At 71.2% G+C, this 14,295-nt stretch carries 13 protein-coding genes and 1 pseudogene; 9 read left to right on the forward strand and 5 right to left on the reverse strand.

The annotated features are described in order from the left end of the window. Positions 1 to 261: pseudogene (locus tag QM572_RS10575) on the forward strand (transcriptional regulator); the annotation flags it as partial. Here the strand turns inward: QM572_RS10575 and QM572_RS10580 are convergent. Then, a complete protein-coding gene (locus QM572_RS10580; protein ID WP_415092831.1) occupies positions 217 to 816 on the reverse strand; it encodes a nucleotidyltransferase family protein in 600 nt (199 codons plus the stop codon). The pseudogene QM572_RS10575 and the gene QM572_RS10580 sit on opposite strands and share 45 nt — an antisense overlap. An 8-nt stretch (positions 817 to 824) precedes the next feature. Then, entirely contained in the window at positions 825 to 1,823 is a 999-nt protein-coding gene (locus QM572_RS10585; RefSeq protein ID WP_415092833.1) for an adenosine deaminase, read from the reverse strand. Positions 1,824 to 2,167: 344 nt separating this feature from the next. Here QM572_RS10585 and QM572_RS10590 point away from each other — a divergent pair, with 344 nt between their 5' ends. The 3 genes from QM572_RS10590 to QM572_RS10600 all read left to right on the forward strand — a co-directional run bounded on the left by QM572_RS10590 (position 2,168) and on the right by QM572_RS10600 (position 4,562). Continuing rightward, positions 2,168 to 3,229 (forward strand): XdhC family protein, encoded by a 1,062-nt coding sequence (locus tag QM572_RS10590; protein WP_415092835.1) that lies wholly within the window; start codon positions 2,168 to 2,170, stop codon positions 3,227 to 3,229. Further along, complete coding sequence (moaA, locus tag QM572_RS10595) at positions 3,226 to 4,245, forward strand: GTP 3',8-cyclase MoaA (protein WP_415092837.1); 1,020 nt, start codon at positions 3,226 to 3,228, stop codon at positions 4,243 to 4,245. Before QM572_RS10590 ends, moaA begins: the two co-directional genes overlap by 4 nt. A gap of 185 nt (positions 4,246 to 4,430) precedes the next feature. Further along, positions 4,431 to 4,562 carry a hypothetical protein gene (locus QM572_RS10600; RefSeq protein ID WP_415092839.1) on the forward strand — a complete coding sequence of 44 codons (132 nt, stop codon included), beginning with the start codon at positions 4,431 to 4,433 and terminating at the stop codon, positions 4,560 to 4,562. A 140-nt stretch (positions 4,563 to 4,702) separates the two neighbouring features. Here QM572_RS10600 and QM572_RS10605 read toward each other — a convergent pair whose 3' ends face one another. The 3 genes from QM572_RS10605 to QM572_RS10615 form a co-directional block, all read right to left on the reverse strand. Continuing rightward, entirely contained in the window at positions 4,703 to 5,704 is a 1,002-nt protein-coding gene (locus QM572_RS10605) for a LuxR family transcriptional regulator (protein WP_415092841.1), read from the reverse strand. Positions 5,705 to 5,761: 57 nt separating this feature from the next. Next, the gene (locus tag QM572_RS10610; RefSeq protein WP_415092843.1) at positions 5,762 to 6,736 is read right to left on the reverse strand and encodes an NAD(P)H-dependent flavin oxidoreductase; all 975 of its coding nucleotides are present in this window, start codon (positions 6,734 to 6,736) and stop codon (positions 5,762 to 5,764) included. Positions 6,737 to 6,835: 99 nt separating this feature from the next. After that, on the reverse strand, positions 6,836 to 7,417 hold the full coding sequence (locus QM572_RS10615) for a TetR/AcrR family transcriptional regulator (protein WP_415092845.1): 582 nt from the start codon (positions 7,415 to 7,417) through the stop codon (positions 6,836 to 6,838). Between the two features lie 65 nt (positions 7,418 to 7,482). On the opposite strand from QM572_RS10615, the gene QM572_RS10620 reads away from it, so the two are divergent. The 5 genes from QM572_RS10620 (at position 7,483) to QM572_RS10640 (ending at position 14,276) form a co-directional block, all read left to right on the forward strand. Beyond that, the gene (locus QM572_RS10620; protein ID WP_415092847.1) at positions 7,483 to 8,697 is read left to right on the forward strand and encodes an acetyl-CoA C-acetyltransferase; all 1,215 of its coding nucleotides are present in this window, start codon (positions 7,483 to 7,485) and stop codon (positions 8,695 to 8,697) included. A gap of 27 nt (positions 8,698 to 8,724) precedes the next feature. Further along, entirely contained in the window at positions 8,725 to 10,914 is a 2,190-nt protein-coding gene (locus QM572_RS10625) for a 3-hydroxyacyl-CoA dehydrogenase NAD-binding domain-containing protein (RefSeq protein ID WP_415092849.1), read from the forward strand. Between the two features lie 160 nt (positions 10,915 to 11,074). After that, positions 11,075 to 11,476 (forward strand): SCP2 sterol-binding domain-containing protein, encoded by a 402-nt coding sequence (locus tag QM572_RS10630; RefSeq protein WP_415092851.1) that lies wholly within the window; start codon positions 11,075 to 11,077, stop codon positions 11,474 to 11,476. Positions 11,477 to 11,479: 3 nt separating this feature from the next. Continuing rightward, complete coding sequence (locus tag QM572_RS10635) at positions 11,480 to 13,018, forward strand: acyl-CoA synthetase (protein WP_415092853.1); 1,539 nt, start codon at positions 11,480 to 11,482, stop codon at positions 13,016 to 13,018. Between the two features lies 1 nt (position 13,019). Continuing rightward, positions 13,020 to 14,276, forward strand: a complete 1,257-nt coding sequence (locus tag QM572_RS10640) for a cytochrome P450 (RefSeq protein ID WP_415092855.1) — start codon at positions 13,020 to 13,022, stop codon at positions 14,274 to 14,276. Positions 14,277 to 14,295: the final 19 nt, after the last annotated feature.

Below are 14,295 nucleotides of genomic sequence, written 5' to 3' on the forward strand. Positions count from 1 at the left end.
GAGCGCGCCGACGCCCTGCGCGCCCAGGTCGCGGCCGTGCTCGGCAGCGACTACCCGCGGCGCTTCGAGCGGCGCGGCCTGCCCGGCGAGCGGCGCCTGCGCTGGGTGCACCCGGCCGTCGGCGAGCTCCGGCTCGACCGGGAGGTGCTCGACCTGCCGGACGACGCCCAGCAGCTGGTCGTGCTCGCGCCGGTCGACGAGGCGTCGGCCGTGGCGCTAGACCTGCTGCGTGGGGCCGGGCGGCTGCGCGCGATCGGCTGACCAGCGCGCGACGTCCTCGGGGGTGTCGAGGTCGGCGGGGTCGCCGGGCACCTCGACCTCGTCGACCAGCTCCGGATGGGTGGCCAGGAAGCGCCGAGCCCCCTCGTCCGGCCCGGCCATCGCGATCGCCTCGCGCCAGAGTCGCGCCGCCATGACGACCGGATGCACCCGCTGCCCGCCGATGACGCCGATCGCGATCCGCCCCGGCCGCCACGCCGCGACCACCGAGCGGGTCCCGTCGGCGGTGAGGCCCGGCTGGTCGACGAGCATGACGGCGACAGGGTCGTCGTCCGTCGTCGTGACCGCGGGGACAGCGAGGGTGAGCGCCGTCTCCAGTGTCGTCCGCAGCCCCGCCTCGAGGTCGTCGGGCCACCACACGAGCACCTCGGGATAGGAGAACTCCGGGCGCCCGATCACGCAGACCGGCTCGCAGCCGGCGGCCGCGAGCAGTCGCACCGCCCGGTCCATCAGCCGCTCGCCGTCGACGACCAGCTCGGCCTTCGGGCCGCCCATCCGGGTTCCGCGCCCGGCTGCGAGCACGACGCCGGTCGGCACGCGGTGCCCTACGCCTGCAGCCACGCGTCGATGTCGGCGTACAGGCTCTGCTTCCGCTCCTCCGGGAGGAAGCTCGCGGTGACGGAGTTGCGGGCCAGCCCGGCCATGGTCTCGTCGTCGAAGCCGAAGACCTCGGCGACGCCGGCGTAGTCGCGGTCGACGTACCCGCCGAAGTACGACGGGTCGTCGGAGTTCAGCGTGCAGACGACACCGGCGGCCATGAGCGCCGGCAGCGGATGCTCGGCCAGGGACGGCACGCAGCACAGCCGGATGTTGGACTGCGGGCAGAGGGTCAGCGGGATCCGCTCCGCGGCCAGCCGAGCCACCACGGCGGGATCCTCGATCGCGCGGATGCCGTGGTCGACGCGCTCCACGCCGAGCAGGTCCAGCGCGTCGGTGACGTAGGAGGCCGGGCCCTCCTCGCCCGCGTGCGCGACGCGGCGCAGGCCGAGCTCGGCCGCCCGGCGGTAGACGTCGACGAACTTCGAGGCGGGATTGCCGACCTCCGTGGAGTCCAGGCCGATGCCCAGGAGCGGCGCCTCGACGGCGACCAGTGCCTCCAGCGTGGCCAGGGCGTCCTCGCCGCTGCGGTCCCGGTGGAAGCAGGAGATGAGCGCGGCGGTGATGCCGTGGTCGGCCTCGGCGCGCGCGATCCCGTCGACCAGCCCACGCACGACCTCCTCCAGCGCCACGCCGCGCTCGACGTGCGGCTGGGGGTCGAAGAAGACCTCGGCGTGGCGGACCCCGACCTCGGCCGCACGGCCCAGGCAGCGGGCCATCATGTCGGCGAAGTCGACGGCCTTCACGAGGACGATCTCGTTGGCGTAGAGCAGGTCGAGGAAGCTCTGCAGGTCGGTGAACTCGTAGCGCCCGCGCAGGTCGTCCAGGTCCGCGTACGGCAGCGCGATGCCGTTGCGCTCCGCGAGCGCGAAGACGGTCTCGGGCTCGAGCGTGCCCTCGACGTGCAGATGCAGCTCGACCTTCGGAAGCAGGTTCAGGTCACGCACCGGGCCAGCCTAGGGAACCGGCGTTTCGGGGAGGTGTCCGACGGATCGGGCCCGGAGACGGAACGACCCGCAGACGGTGCCTGAGGGCCTCACCGGGGACGATGTCCGGTGCGTCTGCGGGTCGGGTGGCTGCGTTGGATTCGCATCGGCGAACCGCCTCAGCCGGAGCTTCCGGGGTGCGCTAGCGCGCAGCCACCTCACTCGTCCGAGTGGAGATCATTCCTCGGATCACCTCCTTTCCGTGTCCTTCGAAGGTACGCCCGATCGTCCCGTCCGCCAACGGGTTTTCCCGCGGGGCGCGGGCGTCTCCGGCCGCCGTGAGCGGCACGGCCTAGGCTTGGGTCATGAGGGAGCTGGCGGGCGATCTGGCGCGGTTGGGCGCCGAGCGCACGCCGTACGCGCTCGCGAGGGTGGTGGAGACCTGGTCCTCCGCGCCGCGCCTGCCCGGTGCCGCGATGATCGTCACCGCGACCGGTGAGGTGATCGCCTCGGTCTCCGGCGGCTGCGTCGAGGGCGCCGTGGTCGAGCTCGCGGCGCAGGTGCTCGCCGACGGCGTCCCCCGCCTGGAGACGTACGGCGTCAGCGACTCCGACGCCTTCGCCGTGGGCCTCACGTGCGGCGGCGTGATCAGCGTCCTCGTGGAGCCGGTGACCGCCGGCCATCCCCTGGCCGACCCCGCCCTGCTCGCCGACCTCGCCGGCGACCGGCCGGTCGTGCTGCGCACCACGCTCGCCGACGGAGCCGTGGCGACGACCGCGTCCACCGGACCCGCTGCGCTTGCCGCAGGCCCCACTCGCACCGGCCGAAGCCCCCACTCGGCTGAGGGGAGGCCCCACTCGGCTGAGGGGAGGCCCCAGTCGGCGGGAGTCTTCGTGCACGCCATGCCCGGGCGCCCGCTCATGATTCTCGCCGGGGCGAACGACTTCGTCCGCACCCTCGCCGCGCAGGGACGGCTGCTGGGCTACCGCGTCGAGGTGGTCGACGCCCGGGCCGCCTTCGCCACGCCGGAGCGGTTCCCCGACGCCGACAGCGTGGTCGTCGACTGGCCGCATCGCCACCTCGCCCGCGCGCGGGCCGAGGGCCGGATCGACGGGCGCACCGCGATCTGCGTGCTCTCCCACGACCCCAAGTTCGACATCCCGGCGATCGCCGAGGCGCTCGGCAGCCCGGCCGGCTACGTCGGCGCGATGGGCTCACGGCGTACCGACGCCGAGCGGCGCGAGCGGCTCCGGGAGGCCGGCGTCACCGACGACCGGCTCGACCGGCTCAGCTCGCCGATCGGCCTCGACCTGGCCGCGGCCAGTCCCGCCGAGACCGCCGTCGCGATCGCGGCCGAGATCGTCATGCTCGCGCGCGGCGGCACGCCCCACCGCCTGGTCGACACCACCGAGGCGATCCACCGATGACCGCCACCGCTCTTCCCCTGACGGGCGGGCTGCTCGACTCCTTCGGTCGCCGCGCGACCGACCTGCGCGTCTCCCTCACCGACAAGTGCAACCTGCGCTGCACCTACTGCATGCCGGCCGAGGGGCTGCCCTGGCTGCCGAAGCAGGAGCTGCTCACCGACGACGAGATCCACCGCCTGGTCTCGGTCGCCGTCCACCACCTCGGCGTGACCGGCATCCGCTTCACCGGTGGCGAGCCGCTGCTGCGACCCGGACTGCCGGACCTGATCGCCCGCACCCACGCCCTCGCGCCCGGCGACCTCGACATCTCGCTCACCACCAACGGCCTCGGGCTCGAGCGGATCGCGCCGGCGCTGCGCGACGCCGGCCTGCGTCGGCTCAACGTCTCCCTGGACACCCTCGACCGGGAGCGGTTCCACCGGCTCACCCGGCGCGACCGGCTCCGCGACGTACTCGCCGGACTGGAGGCCGCGCACGCCGCCGGCCTGACCCCGGTCAAGGTCAACGCGGTGCTCATGCGCGGCGTCAACGACGACGAGGCGCCGGGCCTGCTGCGGTTCGCGCTGGAGCACGGCTACGAGCTGCGCTTCATCGAGCAGATGCCCATCGACGCCGACCACCGGTGGACCCGCGAGAACCTCGTCACCGCCGAGGAGATCCTCGCGGACCTGCGCCGCGAGTTCACCCTGACCGCGACCGAGGAGCCGCGCGGCAGCGCCCCCGCGGAGAGGTACGCCGTGGACGGCGGCCCCGCCACGGTCGGCGTGATCGCCTCGGTGACCCGGCCGTTCTGCCGGGCCTGCAACCGCACCCGCCTCACCGCCGACGGCCAGGTCCGCAACTGCCTCTTCGCGACCGGCGAGACCGACCTGCGCGGCCTGGTCCGCGGTGGCGCCGGCGACCACGAGATCGCCGAGCGGTGGCGTGAGGCGATGTGGGGGAAGGCCCTCGGCCACGGCGGCGAGGGCGACGGCTTCGCCACGGCGAGCCGGTCGATGAGCGCAATCGGCGGCTGATCCGACGGGCCTCGCACCCGCGTTCGCGCCGGGCTGCGCCCGCAATTGCATTTTTCTGCACTGCACAGAGTTGAAGGACGATGGTCCTAACACCACCCGGCGTGGACTGTGGAGACTTGTCCCCGCAGGCGGGGTCTCGGGGCCGACTCGCCAAGCCACACGCCGCCAATCCAAGGGACACCATCATGAAGCTCGCACGGATCATCGCCGCCACGGTCGCCACCGGCGCTGTCAGCCTCGGCCTGCTCGGCATCTCGGCCCCCGCCCACGCCGACTTCAGCTGGGGCTTCAAGGTCAAGACCTCGGTCGCCAAGTGACTGCTTGAGGACCGGCCCGACGCGGGGCCTGCTCTCCCCCCACCTGCGGCTCCCGCGTCAACCGATGAAGGCAGCGAGCCTCGTGCTCGCTGCCTTCGTCGTCGTGGGGCCCTCCGCCGATCGACGGGCCCGAGCCGACCTCAGCCGTCGGCCGTGATGCCCTGCTGGCCGATGGTGTACCCGAGCTGGAAGCGGGTCTCGGCGTCGAACTCGTCCTTGAGATCGGCGATGTAGCCGGCGTAGGTCCGCGGACTCACGCCCAGCCGCTTGGCCGAGACGGGGTCGGAGTGCCCCTCGATCAGCATGCGCATGGTCATCGCGCGCTGCTCGGCCGCGATCTGGCGTACGGCCTTGTCGTCGCGCGCCCCGAACGGACGGCCCCGCTCCCAGGAGCGCATGAAGACGTCGACGAGGTAGGCGACGACGGTCGGCTCGTGGATGGCCATCGCCACCGAGAGGTCGTCGGGGCCTGGGATGATGGCGACCCTCCGGTCGACCACGATGATGCGGTTGAAGAACTCGTCGAGGGTGCGGATCTCCCCGCCGAGCTCCGTGACGGCGGCGGCGTACTCCCGCGTGGCCGGGTTGCGCCGGGCGCTGTGCTGGTAGAGCGTGAGCGAGCGCACGCCGCGAGCCAACAGCTCCCGCTCGGCCTGCGCGACGGTGACCGTGAGACCGCGACCGGTGTCGCGATTGGCCTGGGGCTGGGCCGTGAGCAGCTCCTCGTGGCACTCGGAGACGAGGCTCAGGATGTAGGGCGAGATCGCCTTCTTGCTCCGGATGTAGGTGAACGGGCCGCGCTCCTCGGAGGCCGCCGACGAGCGCCAGGCGACGCCGAGCGCGGCGAACCCCCTGGTCCACTGCGACGACTCCTCGATCAGCCGTGCCCCCTCGACCGACAGCGGGCTCACCACCCGCGCCTGGGCGGCGGTCGGGTCCTCGGCGACCCACTGGTCCACGCCCTCGTCGAAGTGCAGCAGGCTCATGTCGACGAGCAGGTCGAAGGCGGCCTTGAGCGGAGGCTCGTGGCCGGCGATCCGCTCGTCGTCGGTCTTGAGGCCGCCCGCCGCGACGATCTCCTCGTAGAGCGGGATCGCCTCGGCCTCGAAGAGTGCGCGTTGATCCGCGGAGTAGTCGGCCACGTCTGCTCTCCTCCCGCCGGCATCCTCCCGAGACCCACCACGATGATCCCACACCGTCTAGGCGATGAGCGCCCCCGTGAGCCGCTCCCGGATGAGCGCCTCCGCCTCACGAACGATCCGGCCGACCAGCTCCGCGCACGTGGGGACGTCGGTGATGAGCCCCTGGGCGGTGGAGGCGTGCCAGATGCCGGCGTCGAGGTCACCGGTCTCGAACGCGATCCGGCCGCGCGCTCCCGCCACCAGATCGCGCACGTTCTCGAAGGCCCCACCGTCGGCGAGGATCTTCACGACCTCGCGGCTGACGGCATTGCTCGCCACCCGAGCCGTGTTGCGCAGGGGGCGGAAGATCAGCTCGGTGTCGAGCTCGCTGTTGGCGACGATCCGCGCCTTGACCGCCTCGTGCACCGGCGCCTCGCGGGTGCACAGGAAACGCGTCCCCATGTTGATGCCGTCGGCACCGAGGGCGAGGGCGGCGACCAGGCCGCGCGCGTCGGCGAACCCGCCCGAGGCGATCATCGGGATGGTGATCCGCGCGGCGGCCGCCGGGATGAGCACCAGGCCGGGGATGTCGTCCTCGCCGGGGTGGCCGGCGCACTCGAACCCGTCGATGCTGATGCCGTCCACGCCCAGCTCCTGGGCCTTGACGGCGTGGCGGACCGAGGTGCACTTGTGCAGCACCTTGACGCCCGCGGCATGGAAGGCGGGGAGATGTGGGCCCGGGTTGGCGCCGGCCGTCTCGACGATCGTGACGCCGCTCTCGATGATCACGTCGCGGTACTGCTCGTACGGCGGCGGGTTGATCGACGGCAGGATCGTGAGGTTGACGCCGAAGGGCTTGTCCGTCAGGTCGCGCGTGCGGGCGATCTCCGTGGCGAGGTCTGCCGGGGTCGGCTGGGTGAGAGCGGTGAGGATGCCCAGCCCGCCGGCATTCGAGACCGCCGAGGCGAGTCCGGCGCGCCCGACCCACTGCATCCCTCCCTGGACGATGGGTGCCTCGACACCGAAGACCTCGGTGAAGCGGGTGCGGATCATGGGCTTCCTCAATTCGTATTGGGAGTAGAAAATGTCGTGGTGCCGCGCCCGCCGGAGCCGGAGTCGGAGTCGGAGTCGGCGCGACGGTCGGCGGGCGGACTAGCTGCGTGACCGCGCGAGGCTGATCAGGTTCCGCAGGGCCCAGGACAGGCTGGCGGGATCACTCGCCGGCCCCGCCAGCTCGTGACCGATCAGCAGGTAGAGCGCGGTGCGGGCGAAGTGGACGGCCTCGGCCCTCCCGACCATCTCCGAGAAGGTCTCGATCACGACGGCGATCCGCTCGCTGTCCACGGCGAGCTGGACGGCCCGGACCTCGGGGTCGATGGTGCTCCAGACCCGGATGGCGGCCTCGGCGCCGTGGGGGAGCGCCGTGGCGGTGGCGAGCAGCAGCTCGAGCCTCGCGATCGGGTCGGGCTCGGTGTTCATGATCGCGATGAGGCGCGTCGTCCGCTCCTCGTGCCAGTACCTCAGCAGCTGGGTGGTGAAGTCCGACCAGCTCGCGAAGTTGTGGTAGAACGCGCCCGTCGTGAGCCCGATCTCCTTGCACAGCGGGGCGAGCTTGAGGCCGCCGTACCCCTCCGTGTCGAGGAGGCGCAGCGCCGCGTCGAAGTAGGTCGCGACCGTTCGGCGGCGGGCGGACGCCCGTTCGGGACTGGTGTCCCGCCGCCGTGATTGCGCCATAAGTCGCATTATGACAGCATCGGTGTCAACAAATTGAATGTAGATTCAAAAATTGTGAGGATGCGATGAGTGAGGCACTGATCTACGACGCGCTGCGCACGCCGCGGGGCAAGGGCAAGCGCGGCGGTTCGCTCTACGAGGTGAAGCCGATCACGCTGGTGACCGGGCTGCTGCAGGAGCTGACCGCGCGCCAGCCGGAGCTGGATCCGGCGGCGATCGACGACGTGGTCCTCGGTGTCGTCGCTCCGGTCGGGGAGCAGGGCGCCGACCTCGCCAAGACCGCGGCGCTGGCCGCGGGCCTGCCCGACGTGGTCCCCGGCGTCCAGCTCAACCGGTTCTGCGCCTCCGGCCTGGAGGCGGTCAACCAGGCCGCCGCCCGCGTTCGCTCCGGGTGGGACCAGCTGATCGTCGCCGGCGGCGTCGAGTCGATGAGTCGTGTTCCGATGGGCTCCGACGGCGGCCCGCTGGCGCAGGACCCGGAGACCACCTTCGCCTACGGCTTCGTTCCCCAGGGGATCGGCGCCGACCTCCTCGCGACGATCGAGGGCTGGGGCCGCGAGGACGTCGACGCCTTCGCCGCCGAGTCGCAGGCGCGGGCTGCCAAGGCCATCGCCAACGGCCTCTTCGCCAAGTCCGTCGTCCCGGTCCGGGACCGCAACGGCGTGGTCGTCCTCGACCACGACGAGTTCGTCCGAGAGGGCACGACGGTCGAGTCCCTGAGCGCGCTCGAGCCCGCCTTCGGCCAGCTCGGCGAGCTGGCCGGCTTCGACGCCGTCGCCTTGGAGAAGTACGCCGGCGTCCCGCGGATCGACCACGTCCACCACGCGGGCAACTCCTCGGGCATCGTCGACGGCGCCGGCATCGTGCTGATCGGCTCCGAGGCCGCCGGCGAGCGCTTCGGCCTGCGGCCGCGGGCCCGGATCGTCTCGGCCGCCTGCGTGGGGTCCGACCCGACCATCATGCTCACCGGTCCCGGCCCGGCCAGCCGGAAGGCCCTCGAGATCGCCGGCCTCTCCGTCGAGGACATCGACCTCGTCGAGATCAACGAGGCCTTCGCCGCCGTCGCGATGCGGCTGATGCGCGACCTCGACGACTTCCCGCACGAGCGCACCAACGTCAACGGCGGCGCCATCGCGATGGGCCACCCGCTCGGCGCCACCGGCGCGATGATCCTCGGCACCCTCGTCGACGAGCTTGAGCGACAGGAGAAGCGCTACGGCCTCGCGACCCTCTGCGTCGCGGGCGGCATGGGCATCGCCACGGTCGTCGAGCGTCTCTGAGCAGCCAGGAAACCGAGGAGGACACCCATGACCACCGCACCCGTCCGGCTCTCCGTCGAGGACGGCATCGCCCGCATCCTGCTCGACGACCCGGCGCAGAGCGCCAACACCATGAACCGTGGCTACGCCGAGGCCATGGCCTCGGTCGTCGACGAGCTGCGTTCCCGGATCGAGGCGGACCCGGCCGCGATCGACGGTGTCGTCGTCTCGAGCGCGAAGAGGACCTTCTTCGCCGGCGGCGACCTGCGCGAGATCATCGCCGTCACCCGCGAGGCGGCCGAGGAGGAGTTCGCCCACATCGAGGCGGTCAAGCGCCCGCTGCGGCTGCTGGAGACCTGCGGCAGGCCGGTCGTCGCCGCCATCAACGGCGCAGCGCTCGGTGGCGGCCTCGAGATCGCCCTCGCAGCCCACCACCGGATCGCGGCGGAAGGCCGCTACGACATCGGCCTGCCCGAGGCCGGTCTCGGGCTCCTTCCGGGCGGGGGCGGCGTCGCTCGCACGGTCCGCATGCTCGGCGTGCAGGAGGCACTGCTCCAGGTGCTCCTGCAGGGCCAGCGACTCAGCCCGGAGAAGGCGCGGGACGTCGGCCTGGTCGACGAGGTCGTCCCCGCCGAGGAGCTGCTCGTCGCTGCCGAGCGCTGGATCCGCGAGCACCAGGGCTACGCCGACGCCGCCACGCAGCCCTGGGACCGCCGGGGCTACCGCATGCCGGGCGGGCTCCCGACCAGTCCGGCGCTCGCCGCCAACCTCCCGGCCATCCCCGCGACGGTGCGCAAGCAGCTCAAGGGCGCGCCCTACCGGGCGCCGCGCACCATCGTGGCCGCCGCCGTCGAGGGCGCGTACGTCGACGTCGACACCGCCCTGCGGATCGAGTCCCGCTACTTCCTGGACCTCGCGGCCGGGCAGCAGTCGAAGAACATGATCCAGGCGCTCTTCTTCGACCTCAACGCGATCAACGGCGGCCAGTCCCGGCCGAAGGACGTGCCGCCCACGAGCGCGTCGAAGGTCGCCGTGCTCGGCGCCGGGATGATGGGAGCGGGCATCGCCTACGCCGCCGCTCGCGCCGGTCTCGAGGTCGTGCTCAAGGACGTGAGCGTCGAGGCGGCGGAGCGGGGGAAGGGCTACAGCGTCGCGCTGCTGGACAAGCAGGTCGCCCGCGGCCGGCTCGCGCCGGAGAAGCGCGACGAGATCCTGGCGCGGATAGCCCCGACCGCCGACTACGCCGACCTGGTGGACTCCGACTTCGTCGTCGAGGCGGTCTTCGAGTCGGTCCGGCTCAAGCACGAGGTCTTCGCCGAGGTCGAGAAGGTCGTCCGTCCCGACGCCCTGCTCGGCTCGAACACCTCGACCCTGCCGATCACGGAGCTGGCCGCCGGCGTCACCCGCCCCGAGGACTTCATCGGGATCCACTTCTTCTCGCCGGTCGACAAGATGCCGCTCGTCGAGATCATCGTGGGGGAGCGGACGTCCGACGAGGCACTGGCCCGCGTCGTCGACTTCGTCCGCCAGATCAAGAAGACGCCCATCGTCGTCAACGACAGCCGCGGCTTCTACACCAGCCGCATCTTCGGCACCTTCGTCAACGAGGGCGTCGCGATGCTGGGGGAGGGCGTCAATCCCTACTCCATCGAGCGCGCCACCAACCAGGCCGGCTATCCCGCGCCGGTGCTCCAGCTGGTCGACGAGCTCAACATGGAGTTGATGATCAAGGTGCGCGACGAGTCCAAGGCGGCCGCAGAGGCTGCCGGCCGGGCGTGGCGACCTCACCCCGCGGAGGCGGTCTTCGAGGCGATGGTCGGCGCAGGTCGTCCGGGGCGAGCCCGTGGCGCGGGCTTCTATGACTACGTCGACGGGAAGCGCGGCGACTTCTGGGCCGAGCTCGGCGACCGCTATCCGGTCGCGTCCACGCAGCCGGCGATCGCCGACCTGCGCGACAGGCTGACGTTCGTGATGAGCCTCGAGTCGGTGAAGTGCCTCGAGGAGGGTGTCATTCGCTCGGTGCCGGACGCCAACGTCGGCTCGATCCTGGGTCTCGGCTTCCCGGCCCTCCTGGGCGGGACGCTCCAGCACGTCAACGGCTACGAGGCGGCCGACGGCTCCATCGGGGTCGCCGCGTTCGTCCGGCGCGCCCAGGAGCTCGCCGAGCGCTACGGCGACAGGTTCGCTCCGCCCGCCTCGTTGGTGGAGCGCGCGAAGAGCGGCGAGCTGTTCGTCTGAGCCCGCGACGTCGTACGCCGGAGGGCGGCTCTCCCGAAGGAGGGCCGCCCTCGTTTTCTAATGTCGATTCATGAATTTCGCGGAACCTCTGTCCAGCGACGCGGCCGCTGTGTAATGTGGCGGGTGTCACATAACACAACTTATGTTCTGAGGAGTAGGCATGGGGTTCAAAGACGCGACAGAGGTCCGGCAGTTCCTCGGCGGTGTCTTCGAGACGGCGTTCGCCGACCCGGAGATCGGTCCGAAGCTGCGCGAGACCGGCATCGTGCTGAAGACGGTGTACACGGAGCCCGAGGCAGCCCTGATCATCGACGCCACCAAGGGCGAGGTCCGCGAGGCCGGCCCGGACGAGGAGGCCTCCGCCCAGATGTCGATGACCGCCGACACCGGCAACGCCTACTGGCAGGGCAAGGTCAACCTCCCGCTCGCCATGGCCAAGAGTCGGATCAAGGTCCAGGGCAACGTCGCGAGCCTGCTGAAGCTCGCGCCCATCGGCAAGAAGCTCTACCCCGCCTACATCGACTCGCTGAAGGCGAGCGGTCGGGAAGACCTGCTGGTCTGAGCCATGTATCCCGGAACCTACGCCAAGACCACCCCCGACAAGCCGGCCGTCATCATCGCCGGAAGCGGCCGAGCCCTGACCTACCGGGAGCTCGACGGACACTCCGCGGACCTGGCCTCCGCCCTGCACGGACTCGGTCTGCGGCCGGGCGACGTGATCGCCATGCTGAGCGACAACGCCGCCGAGTGCTTCGAGATCTACTGGGCGGCGATCCGGTCCGGCCTCTACGTCACGGCGGTCAACCGCCACCTCGCTCCCGAGGAGGTCGCCTACATCGTCGAGGACAGCGACGCCAAGGTCCTCATCGTCAGTGCCGGGCTGCGCGAGCTCGCCGAGAGGGTCGTGCCGCTCGTGCCGCGCGTCGGCCACCGCTTCGCGTTCGGCGGCGACGTCCCGGGCTACGAGTCCTACACCGAGCTGCTCGCCTCGGCGGGACCTCGCCTCACCGAGCAGCCGCGCGGCTCGGACATGCTCTACTCCTCGGGGACCACGGGGCGGCCGAAGGGCATTCGCCCCAGCCTGCTCCCGATCCAGGTGGACCAGCCGGGCGACCCGATCACCGGCCTGCTCCAGATGGGCTTCAAGGTCACGCCCGACGACGTCTACCTCTCGCCCGCCCCGATCTACCACGCCGCGCCCCTGAAGTGGGCCGGCGCGGTCCAGGCGCTGGGCGGCACCGTCGTGATCATGGAGAAGTTCGACGCCGAGGGCGTGCTCGCGGCGATCGAGAAGTTCCAGGTCACCGTCCTCCAGGTGGTGCCGACGATGTTCGTCCGGATGCTTCAGCTCCCGGACGAGACCCGGAGCGCCTACGACCACTCCAGCCTGCGCCTCGCGGTGCACGCCGCGGCGCCGTGCCCGCCTGACGTCAAGCAGAGGATGATCGACTGGTGGGGCCCGACCCTCGTCGAGTACTACTCGGCGTCGGAGCAGCACGGCGTGACCCTGATCTCCACGCCCGAGTGGCTGCAGAAGCCGGGCTCCGTCGGCAGGGCCGCCATCGGCTCGCTGCACATCTGCGACGAGGACGGCACGGAGCTCTCGGCCGGCGAGGTCGGCACGGTCTACTTCGAGCGCGACGTGCGTCCGTTCGAGTATCACAAGGACCCGGCCAAGACGCACGAGGCCGAGCACCCCGAGCACTCCACCTGGACCACGGTCGGCGACCTCGGGTACGTCGACGAGGACGGGTATCTCTTCCTGACCGACCGCAAGGCGTTCATGATCATCTCCGGCGGCGTGAACATCTACCCGCAGGAGATCGAGAACGTCCTCACCCTGCACCCGGCGATCTTCGACGTCGCGGTGATCGGCGTCCCCGACCCCGAGATGGGGCAGCAGGTGAAGGCCGTCGTCCAGCTCAAGCCCGGCGTCGAGCCGTCCGAGGCCCTCGGCGCGGAGATCATCGACTACGTCCGCGAGCGGATCGCCCACTACAAGGCGCCCCGCACCGTCGACTTCGTGGACGCCCTGCCCCGCACCCCCACCGGCAAGCTCGTCAAGCGCGAGATCGCCAAGAACTACGAGCTCGCAGGAGCCTGACATGACCAGCCTTCTCGTGCCGGGGCGCGCCTACGACGCCCTCGACATCTCCTCCGTCGAGTTCTGGGCCGGCACCGCCGACCAGCGTGAGGAGACCTTCAAGGTCCTGCGCCGCGAGCGCCCGATCAGCTGGCACCGCCCGCTGGAGGGCGCGCTCATGCCGCCGGAGAACGACGGCCTCTGGGTCGTCACCTCGCACGCCCTCGTCGGCGAGGTGAGCAAGAACCCGGAGGTCTACTCCTCCGAGGGCGGCGTCCAGTTCGAGGAGGTCCCCGACGACATCAACGAGGCCGCCAGCTCCTTCCTCGCCCTCGACGACCCGCGCCACGCCATCCTGCGCAGGATCGTCAGCGCCGCCTTCACGCCCAAGCAGATCCGGAAGATCCACGACCAGATCAAGGCGCAGGCGCGACAGATCGTGGACGACCTGCTCGCCCAGCCGGAGGGCGACTTCGTGCAGGCCGTCTCGAAGCGGCTGCCGATGTGGACCATCTACGAGATGCTGGGCCTGGAGGACCTCGATCTGCGGGAGCAGGGGGCGCATCACGCCGACGGCATGGTCTCGTGGGCCGACGAGGACGTCGCGGCCGGACGCGAGCCCGGCGAGGTGCTCAACGAGTCGCTCGTCGGGCTGCTGCAGATGGGCATGGAGTTCGCCGAGGAGCGACGGGCTCACCCGAAGGACGACCTGATGACCAACCTGGTCAACGCCGAGGTGGACGGCCAGCAGCTGACCGACGAGGAGATCGGCTCCTTCTTCGTGCTGCTCTCGGTCGCGGGCAACGACACCACGCGCAACTCGATCAGCCTCTCGACGAAGGCACTGCAGGAGAACCCGGATCAGCGCCGGCTGCTCGTCGACGACTACGACGGCGTGATCGCCACCGCGATGGAGGAGTTCGTCCGCTGGGCCTCGCCGGTGATGACCTTCCGTCGTACGGCGACCCGCGACACCGTCCTCGGGGGCCAGGAGATCAAGGCCGGTGACTGGGTGGCGATGGTCTACTCCTCCGCCAACCGCGACGAGACGGTCTTCGCCGACGCCCACACGTTCGACCTGCGACGCAGTCCGAACCCGCACGTGGGCTTCGGCGCCGGCGGCCCCCACTTCTGCATGGGCAGCTTCGTCGCCAAGATGCAGCTGCGCGAGCTCTTCGACCAGCTGATCCACCGTGCTCCGACCCTCCGCGTCGGCGAGCCGGACTACCTCGCCGGCAACTTCGTGCACGCCGTCAAGTCGATGCCCTACGCCCTCTGACGTCCTCATCCGAAAGGGA

The organism is Nocardioides sp. (assembly GCF_047607365.1).
Lineage (GTDB): Bacteria > Actinomycetota > Actinomycetes > Propionibacteriales > Nocardioidaceae > Nocardioides.